Annotated in this window: 14 protein-coding genes; all 14 read left to right on the top strand. The window is 73.4% G+C overall.

Annotation, left to right across the window (positions count from 1 at the left end; translation table 11 throughout):
• The first annotated feature begins 7 nt into the window (after window positions 1-7).
• The 14 genes from ACY8FT_RS02260 (at window position 8) to ACY8FT_RS02325 (ending at window position 16,043) form a co-directional block, all read left to right on the top strand.
• Window positions 8-1,933: a peptidoglycan D,D-transpeptidase FtsI family protein gene (locus tag ACY8FT_RS02260; protein WP_462417324.1), complete on the top strand. Its 1,926-nt coding sequence runs from the start codon at window positions 8-10 to the stop codon at window positions 1,931-1,933.
• Window positions 1,930-3,354 (top strand): UDP-N-acetylmuramoyl-tripeptide--D-alanyl-D-alanine ligase, encoded by a 1,425-nt coding sequence (locus tag ACY8FT_RS02265; protein ID WP_462417325.1) that lies wholly within the window; start codon window positions 1,930-1,932, stop codon window positions 3,352-3,354. Before ACY8FT_RS02260 ends, ACY8FT_RS02265 begins: the two co-directional genes overlap by 4 nt.
• A complete protein-coding gene (mraY, locus tag ACY8FT_RS02270; protein ID WP_462417326.1) occupies window positions 3,351-4,427 on the top strand; it encodes a phospho-N-acetylmuramoyl-pentapeptide-transferase in 1,077 nt (358 codons plus the stop codon). Before ACY8FT_RS02265 ends, mraY begins: the two co-directional genes overlap by 4 nt.
• On the top strand, window positions 4,427-6,046 hold the full coding sequence (gene murD / locus ACY8FT_RS02275) for a UDP-N-acetylmuramoyl-L-alanine--D-glutamate ligase (RefSeq protein ID WP_462417327.1): 1,620 nt from the start codon (window positions 4,427-4,429) through the stop codon (window positions 6,044-6,046). The genes mraY and murD overlap by 1 nt, the downstream gene beginning before the upstream one ends.
• Window positions 6,039-7,334, top strand: a complete 1,296-nt coding sequence (gene ftsW / locus ACY8FT_RS02280) for a putative lipid II flippase FtsW (protein ID WP_462417328.1) — start codon at window positions 6,039-6,041, stop codon at window positions 7,332-7,334. The genes murD and ftsW overlap by 8 nt, the downstream gene beginning before the upstream one ends.
• A gap of 63 nt (window positions 7,335-7,397) precedes the next feature.
• Window positions 7,398-8,498, top strand: a complete 1,101-nt coding sequence (gene murG, locus ACY8FT_RS02285) for an undecaprenyldiphospho-muramoylpentapeptide beta-N-acetylglucosaminyltransferase (protein WP_462417329.1) — start codon at window positions 7,398-7,400, stop codon at window positions 8,496-8,498.
• Window positions 8,495-9,991, top strand: a complete 1,497-nt coding sequence (gene murC, locus ACY8FT_RS02290; RefSeq protein ID WP_462417330.1) for a UDP-N-acetylmuramate--L-alanine ligase — start codon at window positions 8,495-8,497, stop codon at window positions 9,989-9,991. The genes murG and murC overlap by 4 nt, the downstream gene beginning before the upstream one ends.
• Entirely contained in the window at window positions 9,988-10,806 is an 819-nt protein-coding gene (locus ACY8FT_RS02295) for a cell division protein FtsQ/DivIB (RefSeq protein ID WP_462417331.1), read from the top strand. Before murC ends, ACY8FT_RS02295 begins: the two co-directional genes overlap by 4 nt.
• 261 nt (window positions 10,807-11,067) lie before the next feature.
• On the top strand, window positions 11,068-12,297 hold the full coding sequence (gene ftsZ / locus ACY8FT_RS02300) for a cell division protein FtsZ (RefSeq protein ID WP_462417332.1): 1,230 nt from the start codon (window positions 11,068-11,070) through the stop codon (window positions 12,295-12,297).
• Between the two features lie 144 nt (window positions 12,298-12,441).
• Window positions 12,442-13,293 carry a purine nucleoside phosphorylase YfiH/LACC1 family protein gene (locus ACY8FT_RS02305; RefSeq protein ID WP_462417333.1) on the top strand — a complete coding sequence of 284 codons (852 nt, stop codon included), beginning with the start codon at window positions 12,442-12,444 and terminating at the stop codon, window positions 13,291-13,293.
• The gene (locus ACY8FT_RS02310) at window positions 13,290-14,069 is read left to right on the top strand and encodes a YggS family pyridoxal phosphate-dependent enzyme (RefSeq protein WP_462417334.1); all 780 of its coding nucleotides are present in this window, start codon (window positions 13,290-13,292) and stop codon (window positions 14,067-14,069) included. Before ACY8FT_RS02305 ends, ACY8FT_RS02310 begins: the two co-directional genes overlap by 4 nt.
• Window positions 14,070-14,227: 158 nt before the next feature.
• Window positions 14,228-14,806, top strand: a complete 579-nt coding sequence (locus tag ACY8FT_RS02315; protein WP_462417335.1) for a cell division protein SepF — start codon at window positions 14,228-14,230, stop codon at window positions 14,804-14,806.
• 5 nt (window positions 14,807-14,811) lie between these two features.
• Window positions 14,812-15,099 carry a YggT family protein gene (locus tag ACY8FT_RS02320; protein WP_462417336.1) on the top strand — a complete coding sequence of 96 codons (288 nt, stop codon included), beginning with the start codon at window positions 14,812-14,814 and terminating at the stop codon, window positions 15,097-15,099.
• A 95-nt stretch (window positions 15,100-15,194) separates the two neighbouring features.
• Window positions 15,195-16,043, top strand: coding sequence for a DivIVA domain-containing protein (locus ACY8FT_RS02325; protein WP_462417337.1), 849 nt, complete (start codon window positions 15,195-15,197; stop codon window positions 16,041-16,043).
• Window positions 16,044-16,147: the final 104 nt, after the last annotated feature.

The following is a 16,147-nucleotide window of genomic DNA, read 5'->3' on the forward strand; positions in this document are numbered from 1 at the left end:
GAACAGCATGGCCACCACCCGCCGCCGGCCAGCCGGTCGGCGCAGCACGAGCAGCGCGGCGCCGGGGCATCCCGTGCGCCGTGCGCGCTGGATGCTGGTGGCCGCCACCTTCGTGCTGAGCCTCTTCGTCGCGCAGCTCTTCCGTCTGCAGGCACTGGACGGCCCGGCGCTCGCGCAGACCGCCACGGCCTCGCGCATGGTCACCGAGCGCGTCCCGGCGCTGCGCGGTGACGTCACCGACGACTCCGGCACCGTCCTGGCCCGCAGCGTGTCCACCCGGCACGTGACCGCGGACCCCGAGCTGCTGCAGGACTACGAGGGGGACGAGGAGGCCGGCATCGCCCCCGGTGTGAAGGGGGCCGCCGAGGCGATGGCCGAGGTGCTCGACGAGGACCCCGAGAAGCTGCGCCGCCGCATCGACGCCGCGGACGGCCGCTTCGTCTACGTCGCCAAGGACGTCACCCCGGCGGACTGGCGCACCGTCGACGAGCTCGACCTGCCCGGTGTGCGCTCCGAGCCCTCCAGCGTCCGCACCTACCCGCTCGGCTCCACCTCGGCGCCGCTCATCGGCTGGGTCAACTCCCAGCAGGTGGGCTCCGGAGGCATCGAGTCGATGGCCGAGGAGACGCTGGCCGGCACCCCCGGCACCATCGCCTACCAGCGCTCGGCCGCCGGCGGGCGCATCGCGACGACGGCCACCGACATCAGCGAGGCCGAGCCGGGCCGCGACGTGCAGCTGACCATCGACAGCGACGTCCAGTTCAAGGCCGAGCAGCTCATCGCCCAGCGGGTGAAGGACATGGGCGGCGTCTCCGGCTCGGCGATCGTGCAGCGCACCAACGGCGACGTGGTGGCCGCTGCGTCTTATCCCGGCTTCGACCCGAAGAGCAAGGTGGAGGACCCCACCGAGCGGCAGAACCCGATCTTCACCGAGGTCTTCGAGCCGGGCTCCACCGGCAAGGTCATCACGGCCGCCGCCGCGATGGAGGAGGGGCTGGTGGCCCCCGAGACCAAGCTCGTCATCCCCAACCGCCTGCCGCGCGCGGACAAGGAGTTCAAGGACTCCCACGACCACGAGCAGCTGTACCTGACCTTCGCCGGGGCGCTGGCGACCTCCTCGAACATCGGCACGATCATGGCCGGCGAGGAGCTCGGTCGGGACCGCCTGCACGACTACCTGGGCGCCTTCGGCATGGGGGAGGCCTCCGGCCTCGGCTTCCCGGGCGAGTCCGCCGGCCTGCTCGCGGACCCGGAGAAGTGGAGTGACACGCAGTACTACACGATGATGTTCGGCCAGGGCGTCTCCGGCACCGCCATCCAGCAGAACTCGGTCTTCCAGACCCTCGCCAACGGCGGCGTGCGGGTGAAGCCGCGGCTGGTCTCCGCCACCCGTGAGGACGGCGGCACCTGGGAGGAGACCGAGCAGGACCGGGGACGCCGCGTCGTCAGCGAGCGCACCGCCGAGGAGCTCACCCGCGTCCTCACCGCCGTGCCCACCGAGGAGGGGACCGCCCCCGAGGCGGCCGTGCCCGGGTACGCGGTGGCCGGCAAGACCTCCACCGCCCAGCGCTACGACACCGAGAAGGGCGGGTACGACGGCGTGACCGCGTCCTTCGTCGGGTACGCGCCGGCGGACGACCCCGAGCTGATCGTCTCGGTCGTCGTGCAGAAGCCCGAGGTCTCCCCGTGGGGTGGTGTCGTGGCCGGCCCGGTCTTCTCCGACCTGATGGGCTTCGCCCTGCGTCACGAGGGCGTCGCGCCGACCGCGGGGAAGACCGAGCACCCCCCGCTGGGCTACGACCCGCGGGAGCTGCTCGACGACGCAGACGGCAAGGGGGGCAGGAAGTCCGGGAAGGGCGGTGGTGCGCCATCGTCCCCCTCGGGAGACAATGCACCGACCACCGACCCCAGCCACCAGGAGTCCACCCCGTGATTTCGTTGACCTCCAGCCAGCTCGCCGAGGTCGTGGACGGCACCCTCGTGGGGGACGACGTCGTCGTCGACGGCCCCGTCGTCACCGACTCGAGGCTGGCCCGGACCGGGTCGCTCTACGTGGCCCGGCGCGGGGAGACCGCCGACGGTCACGAGTACACGGCTGCCGCCCGCGAGAACGGCGCGGTCGCCACGCTCGCCGAGCGCGAGGTCCCCGGCACCCACGTCCTGGTGGAGGACACCCAGACCGCCTTCGCGCGGCTGGCCCGCTGGATGGTCGACGGGCCGCCCGATCTGCAGGTGGTCGCGGTGACCGGCTCCTCCGGCAAGACCTCCACCAAGGACCTGCTGGGCCAGGTCCTTGGTGACGCCGCGCCGACGATCGCGCCGATCGAGTCCTACAACTCCGAGGTCGGCGTGCCGCTCACCGTCTGCCGACTGGAGCCCGACACCCGCTACCTCGTGGCCGAGATGGGTGCCTCCGGCCCCGGCCACATCGCCTACCTCACCGCGATCGCGCCGCCCACCGTCGGCATCGTGCTGAACGTCGGCTCGGCCCACCTGGGCGGCTTCGGCAGCCAGCAGGGCATCGCCGACACCAAGGCCGCGATCGTGGAGGACCTCCCCGCCGACGGGCTCGCCGTCCTCAACGCCGACGACCCGCTGGTGGCCGCGATGTCCGAGCGGGTGACCTCCGGCACCGTGCAGTACTTCTCCCTGGACCCCGAGCGCGCCGAGCGGGACCCGGCGGTCACCGCCTGGGCCGAGGGGCTGGAGCTCGACGAGGCCGGTCGGCCGCTGTTCACGGTGGGCCTCCGCGGCGAGGACGGGGTGGAGCGCCACCCGGTGCACCTGCGCGTGCGGGGCGCCCACATGGCCGCCAACGCCCTGGCCGTCCTGCTGGCCGTCCGCCACGTGGGGGTGCCGGTCGCCGATGCCGTCGCGTCGCTCGGCCGGGCCGAGGCCCAGAGCCGGTGGCGCATGGAGGTCACCGAGCGCGAGGACGGCGTGACCGTCATCAACGACGGCTACAACGCGAACCCGGAGTCGATGACCGCCGCCCTGACCGCCCTGCGGGACATGGCCCACGGCCGCCGCACCTGGGCGGTGCTCGGCGGCATGCTCGAGCTCGGCCCGGACTCCGCCGAGCACCACCGCAGCGTGGGCCGCCACGCCGTCGGGTGCGGCATCGACGTGGTCGTCGCCGTCGGCGACACGGCGCGCCCCGTCGCCGAGGGCGTCCACGACTTCACCCCGGCCGCCGGGCAGGATGGGCCCGAGGTCATCACCGCCGCCGATGCCGAGGAGGCACGCACCATGCTGCAGGAACGCCTGCGCCCTGACGACGTCGTGCTGTTCAAGTCCTCCCGTGACTCCGGCATGCGCGTGCTCGGGGACCAGGTCGCAGGGGTGGTCGCGTGATCGGGGTCGTCGTCGGTGCGGCGGTGTCGCTTCTGGTGGTGCTGTTCGGCATGCCGACCTTCATCCGCTACCTGCAGGCGAAGCGCTACGGCCAGTACATCCGCGACGACGGGCCGACCTCCCACCAGGTGAAGCTCGGCACCCCGACCATGGGTGGCTTCGTCATGGTCGTCGCCGCCGTCCTGGGCTACGCGGCCGCGATGCTGGCCCGCTGGGACGCGCCCTCGTGGTCCGGCCTGCTCGTCATGTTCCTCATGGTGGGCATGGGCTTCATCGGCTTCCTGGACGACTACCTGAAGATCGCCAAGAAGCACAACCTCGGCCTGACCTCCGGGCAGAAGCTCGTCGGCCAGTTCACCGTCGGCACCGTGTTCGCGGTGCTGGCGCTGCGGAACCCGAACGGCGAGGGCATCACCCCGGCGAGCACCGCGGTCTCCTGGGCGCGGGACACCCCCTTCGACCTCGCGGCCGTCGGCACGATCGGCGGACTGCTGCTCTTCGTCGTGTGGGCGAACCTGATCATCGCCGGCATGTCCAACGGCACCAACCTGACCGACGGGCTGGACGGGCTCCTCACCGGCATCGCGGGCATCGTGTTCGCGGCCTACATGCTCATCACCTTCTTCCAGTACTCGCAGAACTGCGCGATGGTCGACTCCAGCGCCTGCTACCAGGTGAGGGACCCGCTCGACCTGGCCGCCATCTGCGCCTCCATCGCCGGGGCCTGCATCGGCTTCCTGTGGTGGAACGCCTCCCCGGCCAAGATCTTCATGGGGGACACCGGCTCCCTGGCCCTGGGCGGCGCGCTGGCCGGCATCGCGATCGTCAGCCGCACCGAGCTGCTCGTGGTGGTGTTGGCGGGCGTGTTCGTCCTGGAGACCCTGTCGGTGATGCTGCAGGTGGCCTCCTTCAAGGCCACCGGCAAGCGCGTCTTCCGGATGGCGCCGGTGCACCACCACTTCGAGATGGTGGGCTGGCCCGAGGTGAATGTCGTGATCCGCTTCTGGATCCTCGGCGGGCTGTTCGTCGGTGCCGGTCTGGCGCTCTTCTACACCGACTGGCTGGTGCGCTGATGGCCCGGCTGGTTCCGACCGAGACGGACTTCACCAGTCCCGAGCCGCGCGACGGCTCCCTGACCAGCCGCGAGGCCGACTGGTCCGGTCTGCGTGTGCTCGTGGTGGGGCTGGGGCTCAGCGGCTTCGCCGCCGCCGACGCGCTGCTGGAGCAGCGGGCGGTCGTCACCGTCGTCGAGGGCCGCACGCCGGAGCCGGAGACGGACCTGGGGGAGCGGGCGCGCCTGCTCGACATCCTCGGGGCCGAGCTGGTCACCGGGCCGGAGGCCAGCGACTGGTTCGCTACCGACGAGGGGGCCGTGGAGGCCTGTGGCGAGCGGCTGGCCGCCGCGGGCACCGAGGTGGTCGTCACCTCGCCGGGGCTGCGCCCCTCCACGCCGCTGCTCGAGGCCGCCCGCCGGGCCGATCTGCCGGTCTGGAGCGAGGTCGAGCTCGCCTGGCGCATGCGCCCCGCCGAGGGTGCGGCGCCGTGGCTGTGCGTCACCGGCACCAACGGCAAGACCACCGTCGTGCGCATGCTGACCGCGATGCTCGAGGCCAACGGCGAGCGCGCCGTGGCCGCGGGGAACGTGGGCAAGCCGATCATGGAGGCGATGCTCGACCCGACCCCCTTCGGGGCGATCGCGGTCGAGCTGTCCAGCTTCCAGCTGCACCACACGTGGACCGTCTCGCCGCAGGCCTCGGCGGTCCTCAACATCGCCGCCGACCACGTCGACTGGCACGGCAGCATCGAGGAGTACGCGGGAGACAAGGGCCGGATCCACCACAACGCGCAGGTCGCGGCGGTCTACAACCTGGCCGACGAGGTGACCCGCACCCTGGTGGAGCAGGCCGACGTCGTCGAGGGGTGCCGGGCAGTGGGCTTCGGCCTGGGCACGCCCGCCCCGTCGGAGCTGGGGCTGGTCGAGGACGTGCTGGCCGACCGCGCCTTCGTCGCCGACCGGCAGAACGCGGCCGCCGAGGTCGCGACCGTGGCCGACCTCACCCGCGGCGGCGTGCCGCCGGCCCCGCACCTGGTGGCCAACGCGCTGGCCGCAGCCGCGCTGGCCCGAGCCCACGGGGTGTCGCCGGCCGCCGTCCGTGCCGGGCTGCGCTCCTTCCGTGCCGACCCGCACCGGATGGAGGCGGTCCTGGTCGCCGAGGGCGTCACCTGGGTCGACGACTCCAAGGCCACCAACCCGCACGCCGCGGCCGCCGCGCTGACGGCCTCCGACCGGATCGTCTGGGTGGCCGGGGGAGACCTCAAGGGTGCGGAGGTCGACGAGCTCGTCGCGGACGTCGCCGACCGGCTGGCCGCCGTGGTGCTGCTGGGCCGGGACGCCGGGGTGATCGCCGAGGCGGTGGCCCGCCACGCACCCGAGGTGCCGGTCGACCGCATCGAGCACACCGACCCGGCGCAGGCCATGACCGACGCCGTCGGGGCGGCCCGGGCCCGCGCCCGCTCCGGTGACCTCGTGCTGCTGTCCCCGGCGGCCGCGTCCATCGACATGTTCAGGGACTACGGCGAGCGCGGCGACCTCTTCGCGCAGGAGGTCCGCCGCCTGCACGGCGAGGACACCATCGGTGGAGCGGCGTCCGACCAGGACCCCCGGACCGGTCCCGACGCACCCGATGCCTGATCGCTCCACCCCGTCCGTCCCCTCGCGCCGGGAGGCGTTCGTCAGCTGGCTGGAACGGCCCGTCACGGTGGCCCGGCTGGCTGCGGGCGCCCCGCTGGCGCTGCTCGTGCTGGGACTGGTGATGGTGCTGTCGGCCTCGTCCGTGGCCTCCTACTCCGAGCACAACTCGAGCTACGCCGAGTTCACCAAGCAGGGCGTCTTCGCGGCGCTGGGCCTGGCCGTGGCGACGGTGCTGGCCCTGCTACCGGTCGACTGGATCCGGCGGCTGGCCGTGCCGGGGCTGCTGTTCGCGCTCGTGCTGCAGATGCTGGTGTTCACGCCGCTGGGCGTCGCGGCCAAGGGCAACCGCAACTGGGTGCTCATCGCCGGGCAGACGCTGCAGCCCTCGGAGATCCTCAAGCTCGGTCTGGTGCTCGGCGGGGCCTTCCTGCTGGCGCACAAGGTGCCGCGGCTGCGAGAGCTGCTGCACCTGCTCGTCCCCTTCGTCGTGCCGGTGCTCGCCATCTGCCTGGGCCTCGTCCTGGGCGGCAAGGACCTCGGGTCCGGTCTGGTGCTGCTGGCCATCGGGGTCGCCATGCTCTGGGTGGCCGGTGCCCCGATGGTGTGGCTCGGTGGCGGCATGGCCGCGGCCGTGGTCATGGCCGGCGTGCTGGCGGTCACGAGCAGCAACCGCATGGGGCGCATCGCCGTCTGGCTGAACGACTGCTCGGACGCCCAGGAGGCCAACTGCTACCAGAAGGTCCACGGCGAGTACGCCCTGGCGGACGGCGGCTGGTGGGGCGTCGGTCTCGGGGCCAGCCGCGAGAAGTGGTTCTACCTCCCGGAGCCGCACAACGACTTCATCTTCGCCGTGATCGGCGAGGAGCTCGGGATGCTCGGTGCCTGCGGCGTGCTGCTGCTCTTCGCGGTGATCGGCTTCGTCTGCTACCGCGTCATCGCGGGCACGCGGGACACCTTCGTCCGCATCGCGACCGCCGGGATCATGGCGTGGCTGCTGGGGCAGGCCATGATCAACATCGGCTCGGTCATCGGCCTGCTGCCGATCATCGGCGTGCCGCTGCCGCTGGTCTCCTCCGGGGGGTCGGCGCTCGTCGCGGCACTGGCGGCCTGCGGGGTGCTCGTCTCGTTCGCCCGTGAGCAGGTGGTGGCCCCCCGCCGGGCCCGGTCCGGCCGCCGGGCACCCTCCTCGCGGTCGGGCCGGCGTCCGGCAGGTGGTCGCCCGCGCGGTCGGGGTGGCTCCCGGCCGGCGAGGACGCGGTCCGTCCGGCGCGTGCGGCGCCGTGCCTGAGAGACTGTTGATCGTTCCACCGGGCCGGGTGTCCGGCTGTCGACAGATGCACAGGAGGCATCCATGACCTCGTTGAACTCGGTCGTCCTGGCCGGAGGTGGGACGGCGGGCCACGTCTCGCCCCTCATCGCCACCGCCGACGCGCTGCGCCGCGAGCACCCCGACGTGCGGATCACCGCCATCGGCACGGCGGAGGGCCTGGAGGCCCGGCTGGTCCCGGAGCGTGGCTACCCCCTGCGGACCATCCCGAAGGTCCCCTTCCCGCGCCGCCCCGGGGGAGCGATGCTGCGCCTGCCCCGTGCGCTGAAGCAGGCCGTTGACGCGGCCGGCCGCGTGCTCGACGACACCGGCGCGCAGGTGGTCGTCGGCTTCGGCGGCTACGTCTCCACACCGGCCTACCTGTCGGCCCGTCGGCGGCGGATCCCGGTGGTCATCCACGAGCAGAACTCGGTGGCCGGCCTGGCCAACCGCCTCGGGGCCCGGATGACGCCGCACGTGGCCACCACCTTCAGCCAGACCCGGCTGCGCGGCTCGCGCCTGGTCGGCATGCCCCTGCGCACCGAGATCACCGAGATCGACCGGGACGCCCTGCGGGCGGAGGCGCTGGCCTTCTTCGGCCTGACCGACCACCGGCCCACGGTGCTGGTCACCGGTGGATCGCTGGGGGCCGCCCGGCTCAACGAGTCCTTTGCCGCCTCGGCCGACGCCCTGCTGGCCGCGGGCGTGCAGGTGCTGCACCTGACCGGGTCGGGCAAGGTGCCGGCCTCGCTGCTGGAGCGGCACGACGTGGGCGAGGGGCCGCGCTACGTGGTCCGGGAGTACTGCGACCGGATGGACCTGGCCTATGCCGCGGCGGACCTGGTCGTCTGCCGTGCGGGCGCGAACACGGTCACCGAGCTCTCGACCGTCGGCCTGCCCGCGGTCTTCGTGCCGCTGCCCATCGGGAACGGGGAGCAGCGGCTCAACGCGACCGACGTGGTGAACGCCGGGGGTGGTGTCGTCGTGGACAACGACTCCGTCACCCCGGAGTGGGTCACCGGTGAGCTCGTCACGCTGGCGACCGACGCCCCTCGGCTGGAGGCGATGTCGCGCGCGGCGTCCTCGCTGGGCTCCGGTCGGGCGGCCCTGGACCTGGTGCACATGATCGAGGAGGCCGTCCGATGACGGAGCAGCCCCAGCAGGCCGGCGGGACGATCGCCGGCGTCCCCACCCGCTTCGACTTCCGGGCCGAGCTCCCGGCGCTGGCGGAGTGGCAGCGCATCCACCTGCTCAACGTCGCCGGCTCCGGCGTCTCCCGCGTGGCCCGGCTGCTGGCCGCCCGCGGCATCGCGGTCAGCGGGTCGGACCCCGCGGACCTGCCGGTGATGGACTCGCTGCGCACTGCCGGCGTGGACGCCCGCGTGGGCTGGGACCCGGCCCGGGTCGAGGGGGCCGACGCCGTCGTGGTCTCCAGCGCGACCAAGGAGGAGGTCCCGGAGCTCGCGGCCGCGCGCTGCCTCGGGCTGCCCGTGCTGCACCAGGCCCAGGCCCTCGCGCTCGCGACCCAGGGACGGCGTCGCGTCGTCGTGGCGGGGGCGAACGGCAAGACCTCCACCTCCGCGATGGTGGCCTGGACGCTGCAGGCCACGGGACGCGACTGCGGCTTCGCCGTGGGGGCCGAGCTCGTCGGCCGGGGCAGCAACGCCGAGGCGGGGAGTGCCCCGGAGTTCGTCATCGAGGGGGACGAGTCCGACGGCTCCTTCCTCTGCTACCGCCCGGAGGTGGCGGTGCTGACAAACGTGCGACCGGACCACCTCGACCTCTACGGCACCTTCGAGACCGTGCAGCGGGCCTACGACGAGTTCCTCGACACGATCCCTGACGGCGGTGTGCTCATCGCCTGCTCGGACGACCCGGGCGCCCGTACCGCGGCCGACCGTCAGCGGGGGCGCCTGCGGGTGATCACCTATGGCTTCGGGGTGCCGGAGGCACCCCGGCCCGACCTGCAACTGGGGGAGGCCTCCCACCAAGGCATGGACTGGCAGAGCAGCCTGACCGACGCCCTCTCGGTTCGGACCGTCGACCTGAGGGTGAAGGTTCCGGGGGTCCACAACCTGCTCAATGCCGCCGCGGCCTACGCCGTCGCGGTGCACGCGACGATCCACGGTGACAAGGGTTCATCTGAGGTGGAGGGTGAGGCTCTGGCGGGCCTCGCGGACTTCGCCGGGGCGAGCCGCCGCTTCCAGGTGCGTGGTCGGGCCGGTGGGGTGCTCGTCGTGGACGACTACGCCCACAACGCGGACAAGGTGACTGCCCTGGTGCGCACCGGTGCCGCACTGGCGCACGAGTCCGGGCACCGCGTGGTCGTCGCTTTCCAGCCGCACCTCTACTCCCGGACCCGGGACTTCGCAGCAGGCTTCGCATCCGGTCTCGACGCCGCCGACGAGGTGCTCCTGCTGCCGGTCTTCGGGGCCCGCGAGGAGCCGATCCCGGGCGTCGACAGCTCGTTGGTCGGCGACCTGCTGACGACCCCCTGCCGCCTGCTGGACGGTCTGGACCAGCTGCCCGGGGCGGTGGCGGAGGCTGCCGCCCCGGGTGACCTGGTGCTGCTGGTCGGTGCCGGTGACATCACCACCGCGGGGGAGCCGGTGCTGTCCGCCCTGGACGCGGCCCGGTGACGGGGAGCGCCCGGCCCGGCCCGCGCGACGGCTCCCGGCAGCGGCGGGTGGTCCGCCCCGAGCCCGGCACCCGGCAGAGGTCGCCGCTGTGGTGGGTGGCCCCTCTGCTGGCCGTGCTCCTCGGCCTGGCCGGGGCCTGGGTGGCCTACGGCTCCGGCTGGTGGGTCGTTCGCTCGGTGGACGTGCAGGTGGAATCCCCGGGTGCGACCGAGCCGTGGGCCGACGAGGTGGCGGACCCGGCCGCCGTCCAGCGCGCCTCGGGCATCCGGGTGGGGGACCGCGTGGCCACCCTCCGCCCCGAGGAGGCCCGGGAGGGTGTGGAGGCGCTGCCGGGGGTGGCCTCGGCCGAGGTCGGGCGCGGACTGACCGGTTCCGTCGACCTCCGCGTGGAGCTCGAGGAGGCGGTCGCGCGGTACGACACCGGCTCGGGCCAGGAGGTGCTGGGCGCCTCGGGGGAGCCGATCACCTCGCTGCCCGCCGATGCCTCCGGCAAGGGGGTGGACCGGCTGCCGGAGATCGAGCTCGCCGGCGGGCTGAAGGGTGGGAAGGCCGACCGTGCGCTCGCCCGGGCCGTGCCCACGCTGGCGCTGCTCTCGGACGGCGTGCAGGAGGAGGTGCGCACATACCGGGCCACCTCCGCGGGGCTGGAGACCGAGCTGCCCGACAGCCGGGTGGTGCGCTGGGGGCACGTCACCGAGGCCGGTGACATGCGCGAGCGCGAGTCCGCGGTGGAGGCGATCCTCGCGGAGCAGCCGCCGTCCGCCGGGGCCACCCTGGACGCTCGGCAGAAGGGGGCGGTGGTGGTCCGGGAGTGACCTCCCGGGTTGCTCGCCGGTGAGTGACCCTCAAGTGGACGATGAGAGTGGCGACGACACGAACCGCGACATAGTGTTCAGCCATCACCCGGGACCCGGGGTCGACGGCGTACAGTGCACCGAACGGTGAGTCGCGCTCGAGATACCGCGTCCCCGCGCGGTGCAGCACTCTCACCGTGAAGTAGACGGTTGATCCCTCGACGGGGTCGCCCCAGACCCGGTAGCCAGTCCGGCGCCCGACACAGGAAAGGCCACCCCTCCATGGCAAACCCGCAGAACTACCTCGCCGTGATCAAGGTCGTCGGTATCGGCGGCGGCGGTGTGAACGCCATCAACCGCATGATCGAGGTGGGCCTCAAGGGCGTCGAGTTCATCGCCGTCAACACCGACGCGCAGGCGCTCCTCATGAGCGACGCCGACGTGAAGCTCGACGTGGGCCGTGAGCTCACCCGTGGCCTCGGCGCTGGTGCGGACCCGGAGGTGGGCCGTCAGGCAGCCGAGGACCACGCCGACGAGATCGAGGAGGTCCTCAAGGGGGCCGACATGGTCTTCGTGACCGCCGGTGAGGGCGGCGGCACGGGCACCGGTGGTGCGCCGGTGGTGGCCCGCATCGCCCGCTCCCTGGGTGCCCTGACCATCGGTGTGGTCACCCGCCCGTTCACCTTCGAGGGCCGCCGTCGGGCCAACCAGGCGGAGTCGGGCATCGGGGCGCTGCGCGAGGAGGTCGACACCCTCATCGTCATCCCGAACGACCGCCTGCTGTCGATCAGCGACAAGGGCGTCACCATGCTCGACGCCTTCCGCAGTGCCGACCAGGTGCTCCTCTCGGGTGTGCAGGGCATCACGGACCTCATCACCACGCCGGGCCTGATCAACCTCGACTTCGCCGACGTGAAGTCGGTCATGCAGGGAGCCGGCTCGGCCCTCATGGGCATCGGCTCGGCCCGTGGCGACGACCGTGCGGTGGAGGCCGCCGAGCTGGCCATCTCCAGCCCGCTGCTCGAGGCCAGCATCGACGGTGCCTACGGCGTCCTGCTCTCGGTGCAGGGTGGCTCCGACCTCGGCCTGTTCGAGATCAACGAGGCCGCCCGCCTGGTGCAGGAGGCCGCGCACCCCGAGGCCAACGTCATCTTCGGAACCGTCATCGACGACTCCCTCGGCGACGAGGTCCGTGTCACCGTCATCGCCGCCGGGTTCGACGGTGGGGAGCCCACCCCCCGCGAGGACGCCGGCAACGGCACCGCCGGTCGGGTCGTCCAGAACGCCCAGGGCGCCGGTGGTCACCTGGGTGCCGGCTTCGGCAGCCAGTCCCGTCCGGCCCCGCAGCGCCCGGCCCAGCAGCAGCCGCAGCAGCAGAAGGCTCCTGCCGCCCCCGCCCAGCAGGGCGCCCCGAAGCGCCAGCAGCGCCCGGCCCAGCAGCAGCCGCAGCAGCAGAAGCCGCAGCAGGGTCAGCGCAACAGCGACCTGGACGTGCCCGACTTCCTGAAGTGACGTCGCGGCAGGACCGCTGATGACCGACGCCGCTGGCCCCGGGGGAGCACCCCGGGGCCAGCGGCGTCTGTGCATCCGACCGGCCGTCCCGCCCGGGGCCTGCACAATGGGGTGTCCCGTGCCGTCGCGATGGAAGGTGTCGCCGTGTCCCCGTTCCACCCCCAGACGAACGACGCCGTCGCACCCGTCTGGTGGCAGGAGTCCCTGCCGCCGGCCGACGACCTGTGGGGGGTCGAGTGGCTCTTCACCCGTCGTGCGGTCGACCACTTCCCGGGACAGGGCGCGATGGCCGGCTTCAACCTGGGGGACCACGTCGGTGACGACGCGGGCCGGGTGACCGCCCACCGGCGGGCGGTCGCGCGCGGGCTGGGGGTGGGGCTCGACGACCTGCACTGGATGAACCAGGTGCACGGTGCGGACGTGCGGGTGGTCGACGTCGAGTCCTCGGGGTACACGCCGGCCGGCTCGCACATGCTGCCCGAGGGGGACGGGCTGGTCATCGACTCCGCCGAGCGGTACGCCGCGGGCACCGAGCCGGGGGCGGCGCTCGTGGTCGTCGCCGACTGCACCCCCGTGCTCCTGGTGGACCGGGTGCGGGGCCTGTGCGCGGTGGCCCACGCCGGGCGCCCGGGCATGCAGGCCGGCGTGGTGGGCCGCACCGTCGAGGCGATGCGTTCCCGTGGGGCGCAGCGGCTGGAGGCCGTCGTCGGCCCCTCGGTCTGCGGGCGCTGCTACGAGGTGCCCGCCCTGATGCGCGAGGAGGCCCTGGCCGCCGAGCCGGTGGTCGCGGGACGCACCTCGTGGGGGACCCCCAGCATCGACGTCGCGGTCGGCGTGGTCGAGCAGCTGGCCCGTGCCGACGTGCTGCTGCGCGAGTGGGTGGGCGGCTGCACCGTGGAGGACCCGGACCTGTTCAGCTACCGCCGCGACGGGCGGACGGGCCGACTGGCCGGTGCCGTCCGCCTCGTGGCCCCGGGCGCGGAGGCGGCGGCGTGAGCGCCCCGCAGGTGGTGCTGCCGGACGGGGCCGACGAGCGCACCCGTGCGCTCGCGACCGGCCTGGAGCGGGCCCACGAGCGCATCGCGCGGGCCTGCGAGCAGGCAGGTCGCTCGCCCGAGGAGGTGACCCTGGTGGTGGTCACCAAGTTCTTCGGGGCCGAGGACGTGGCGCGCCTCGCCCGCCTCGGGGTGCGTGACGTGGGGGAGAACCGCGACCAGGAGGCGTCGGCGAAGGCTGCGGCCTGGCCGGAGCTCCTGCCGGCCGACGAGCGCCACCTCGCCGAGCGGGTGCGGATGCACTTCATCGGGCAGCTGCAGAGCAAGAAGGCCGGGTCGGTGGCGGGCTACGCGCACCTGGTGCACTCGCTGGACCGTCCCAAGTTGGTGGGGGTGCTCGACCGGGCGGCCGAGCGGCACGACCGGACCCTGGGGGTGTGCGTGCAGGTGGACCTCGACCCGCTGCTCGAGGGTCCGCCGGAGGCCGCCGGTCGTGGAGGGGCCCACCCGGGGGAGGTCCTCGCCCTGTGTGACGCCGTGGCCGAGGCGGGCTCGCTGGAGCTGCGGGGGCTCATGACCGTGGCCCCGCCCGCCGCCGACCCCGCGGAGGCCTTCGCGGCCCTCGGCACGGTGCACCGCGAGGTGCTGGGGAGCCACCCGGCGGCCACGATGCTCTCGGCCGGCATGAGCGGTGACCTCGAGCAGGCCGTCGCCGCCGGTGCGACACACGTGCGCGTGGGTTCGGCAATCATGGGGGCCCGTCCACCGCTGGGCTAGCCTGTGCCCCATCGCGTCGAGGGCACCGCCCGCCCGATGCGCCCCGTCGTCGAGAGCGTCCGTGCCGACATGGCCGTCCGGTGGCAGCAGGTGCCGGGCCAGGCGCCAGGAAAATCCCTCGATGCCCGTCACGACCAGCCGGGAGCTAGGAGCGAGACATGGCCGGTGTCTTCAACAAGACGATGGAACTGCTGGGTTTCGCCGAGATCGACGAGCGGGACCGCTACGACGACCGCGACCGGTACGACGAGTACGACCGGTTCGACGACGACGAGGTCGAGCTGCTCGAGGACGAGCGCGACACGGGTCGTCCGCAGGCCGGTTCCCACGCGCTGGGTGACGAGCCCGAGGAGCGGGAGCGCGTCGAGTCCCGCCCGGTCGCGGCCGTGCCGGAGCGCCGGGAGCGTCGCGAGCGCCCGGTGCCCGCCCCCCGTCCCGAGTCCCGCCGATCCACAGGAGTCCCCATGGGTGGCATCCACCGCATCACGACCATCCACCCGGCCACCTTCAACGAGGCCAAGCTCATCGGCGAGAGCTTCCGCGAGGGGGTGCCGGTGATCATGAACCTCACCGACCTCTCGGACGGGGACGCCAAGCGCCTGGTGGACTTCGCCGCCGGCCTGGTCTTCGGCCTGTACGGCTCGATCGACCGGATCACGAACAAGGTGTTCCTGCTCTCGCCGGAGGGTGTCTCCTCCGAGGGCGGCCAGGGGGACCCGACCGGCCAGACCTCCTGACAGCCGTGGCGGTCGTCCTGGCAGTGGTCCACCTGCTGCTGTCCCTCTTCCTCTGGGCCCTGCTGGTCCGGATGGTGCTGGACTGGGTGCAGTCGTTCGCGCCGCACTGGCGCCCGTCGGGCCCGGTGCTGGTCCTGGCCGAGGGTGCCTACACGGTCACCGACCCGCCGCTGCGGACGCTGCGTCGCCTCATCCCGCCGCTGAACCTCGGGGGCATCCAGCTGGACATCGCCTTCCTGGTGATCGCGATCGCGGTCTTCCTGCTCCTGGGACTGGTGAATCCGCTGGCCTGACGCGGGTGCGCGTCCACACCACGACTCGCCGGGAGCCGGCGGGGCGTGGTGTGCGTGGCAGACTCCTGGGGGAGTCGACCCGCGAGAGGACGAGCATGCCCCTGAACCCCGACGACCTGTTCGAGCGAGAGTTCGAGGAGACGCGGCTGCGCCCGGGTTACGACAAGGCCCAGGTGAACGAGTTCCTCGACGGGGTGCAGGTGGAGCTGCGCCGCCTCATCTCGGAGAACGAGTCGCTGCGGGACCGGCTGTACGAGCACGGGGGCGCCCCCGCCTTCGCCGGCGGCTGGGAGGGCCCGGTCGAGCCTGTCACCCCCTCGGGGACCCTCGTCGGCGGTTCCCCTTCGGAGCCGGAGCCCGCGGACGACGGGTTCGTCCCGGCCGGTGCGGGCATCGGCGGGGCGGACGCGGTGGACCAGGTGCGGCAGGAGTCCGACCAGCGGATCATGGCGGCCATGCACGCGGCCGAGAGCGCCGAGTACGACGCCCACCAGCGGATGGAGGCGGTGCGCCGTGAGCAGGCGGAGGCCGAGGCCGCGCTGGAGCGCGTCAAGCAGCGCGTCGCCGGGCTGACCGCGGCCACCGACCGGGTGGAGCGGGCCGGTGAGGAGGGGGCCGAGGCGGGCGAGCTGCTGGCCGCGGCCCAACGGCTGCACGACGAGCACGTCTGGGCGGCCGAGGAGACGGCCCGTTCGCGGGAGGCCCACGTCCAGAGCCGGCTGGAGGGCCTCGAGGCGCGGATCGCCGACGCGCGTCAGCGACTGCTGGAGGCCGAGACCATGCTCCGTGCGCGGGCCGAGGAGTTCGGGGACTGGGCCGCCGAGCAGCGGCGTCACCTGGCCGAGCCGGGTGCCTCCGGTCAGGCGCGGGTCGCCTCCGCGCCCGGGCCGGCCACCGGACGGATCACCCGCCCGATCGCCGGGGCGAGCTCGCTCTGGTCCTGAGCGTCGCGTCCCGTCGGGCGGGGCTCGCTCGGGTGCCGTGCGGGGGCCGGTCCACCCCAGTGGATTCCGCCCGGGTGAATGGCCGGAAAACGGTGGATGACGAT

The sequence above is a fragment of the Kytococcus sp. Marseille-QA3725 genome (assembly GCF_054950055.1).

What these genes read in the sequence shown, in the direction of transcription:
- ACY8FT_RS02260 (WP_462417324.1), top strand. Translation starts at nt 8, where the DNA reads ATGGCCACCACCCGCCGCCGGCCAGCCGGTCGGCGCAGCACGAGCAGC.
- murD (WP_462417327.1), top strand. Translation starts at nt 4,427, where the DNA reads ATGGCCCGGCTGGTTCCGACCGAGACGGACTTCACCAGTCCCGAGCCG.
- ACY8FT_RS02325 (WP_462417337.1), top strand. Translation starts at nt 15,195, where the DNA reads ATGCCCCTGAACCCCGACGACCTGTTCGAGCGAGAGTTCGAGGAGACG.
- ftsW (WP_462417328.1), top strand. Translation starts at nt 6,039, where the DNA reads ATGCCTGATCGCTCCACCCCGTCCGTCCCCTCGCGCCGGGAGGCGTTC.
- ACY8FT_RS02315 (WP_462417335.1), top strand. Translation starts at nt 14,228, where the DNA reads ATGGCCGGTGTCTTCAACAAGACGATGGAACTGCTGGGTTTCGCCGAG.
- ftsZ (WP_462417332.1), top strand. Translation starts at nt 11,068, where the DNA reads ATGGCAAACCCGCAGAACTACCTCGCCGTGATCAAGGTCGTCGGTATC.
- murG (WP_462417329.1), top strand. Translation starts at nt 7,398, where the DNA reads ATGACCTCGTTGAACTCGGTCGTCCTGGCCGGAGGTGGGACGGCGGGC.
- murC (WP_462417330.1), top strand. Translation starts at nt 8,495, where the DNA reads ATGACGGAGCAGCCCCAGCAGGCCGGCGGGACGATCGCCGGCGTCCCC.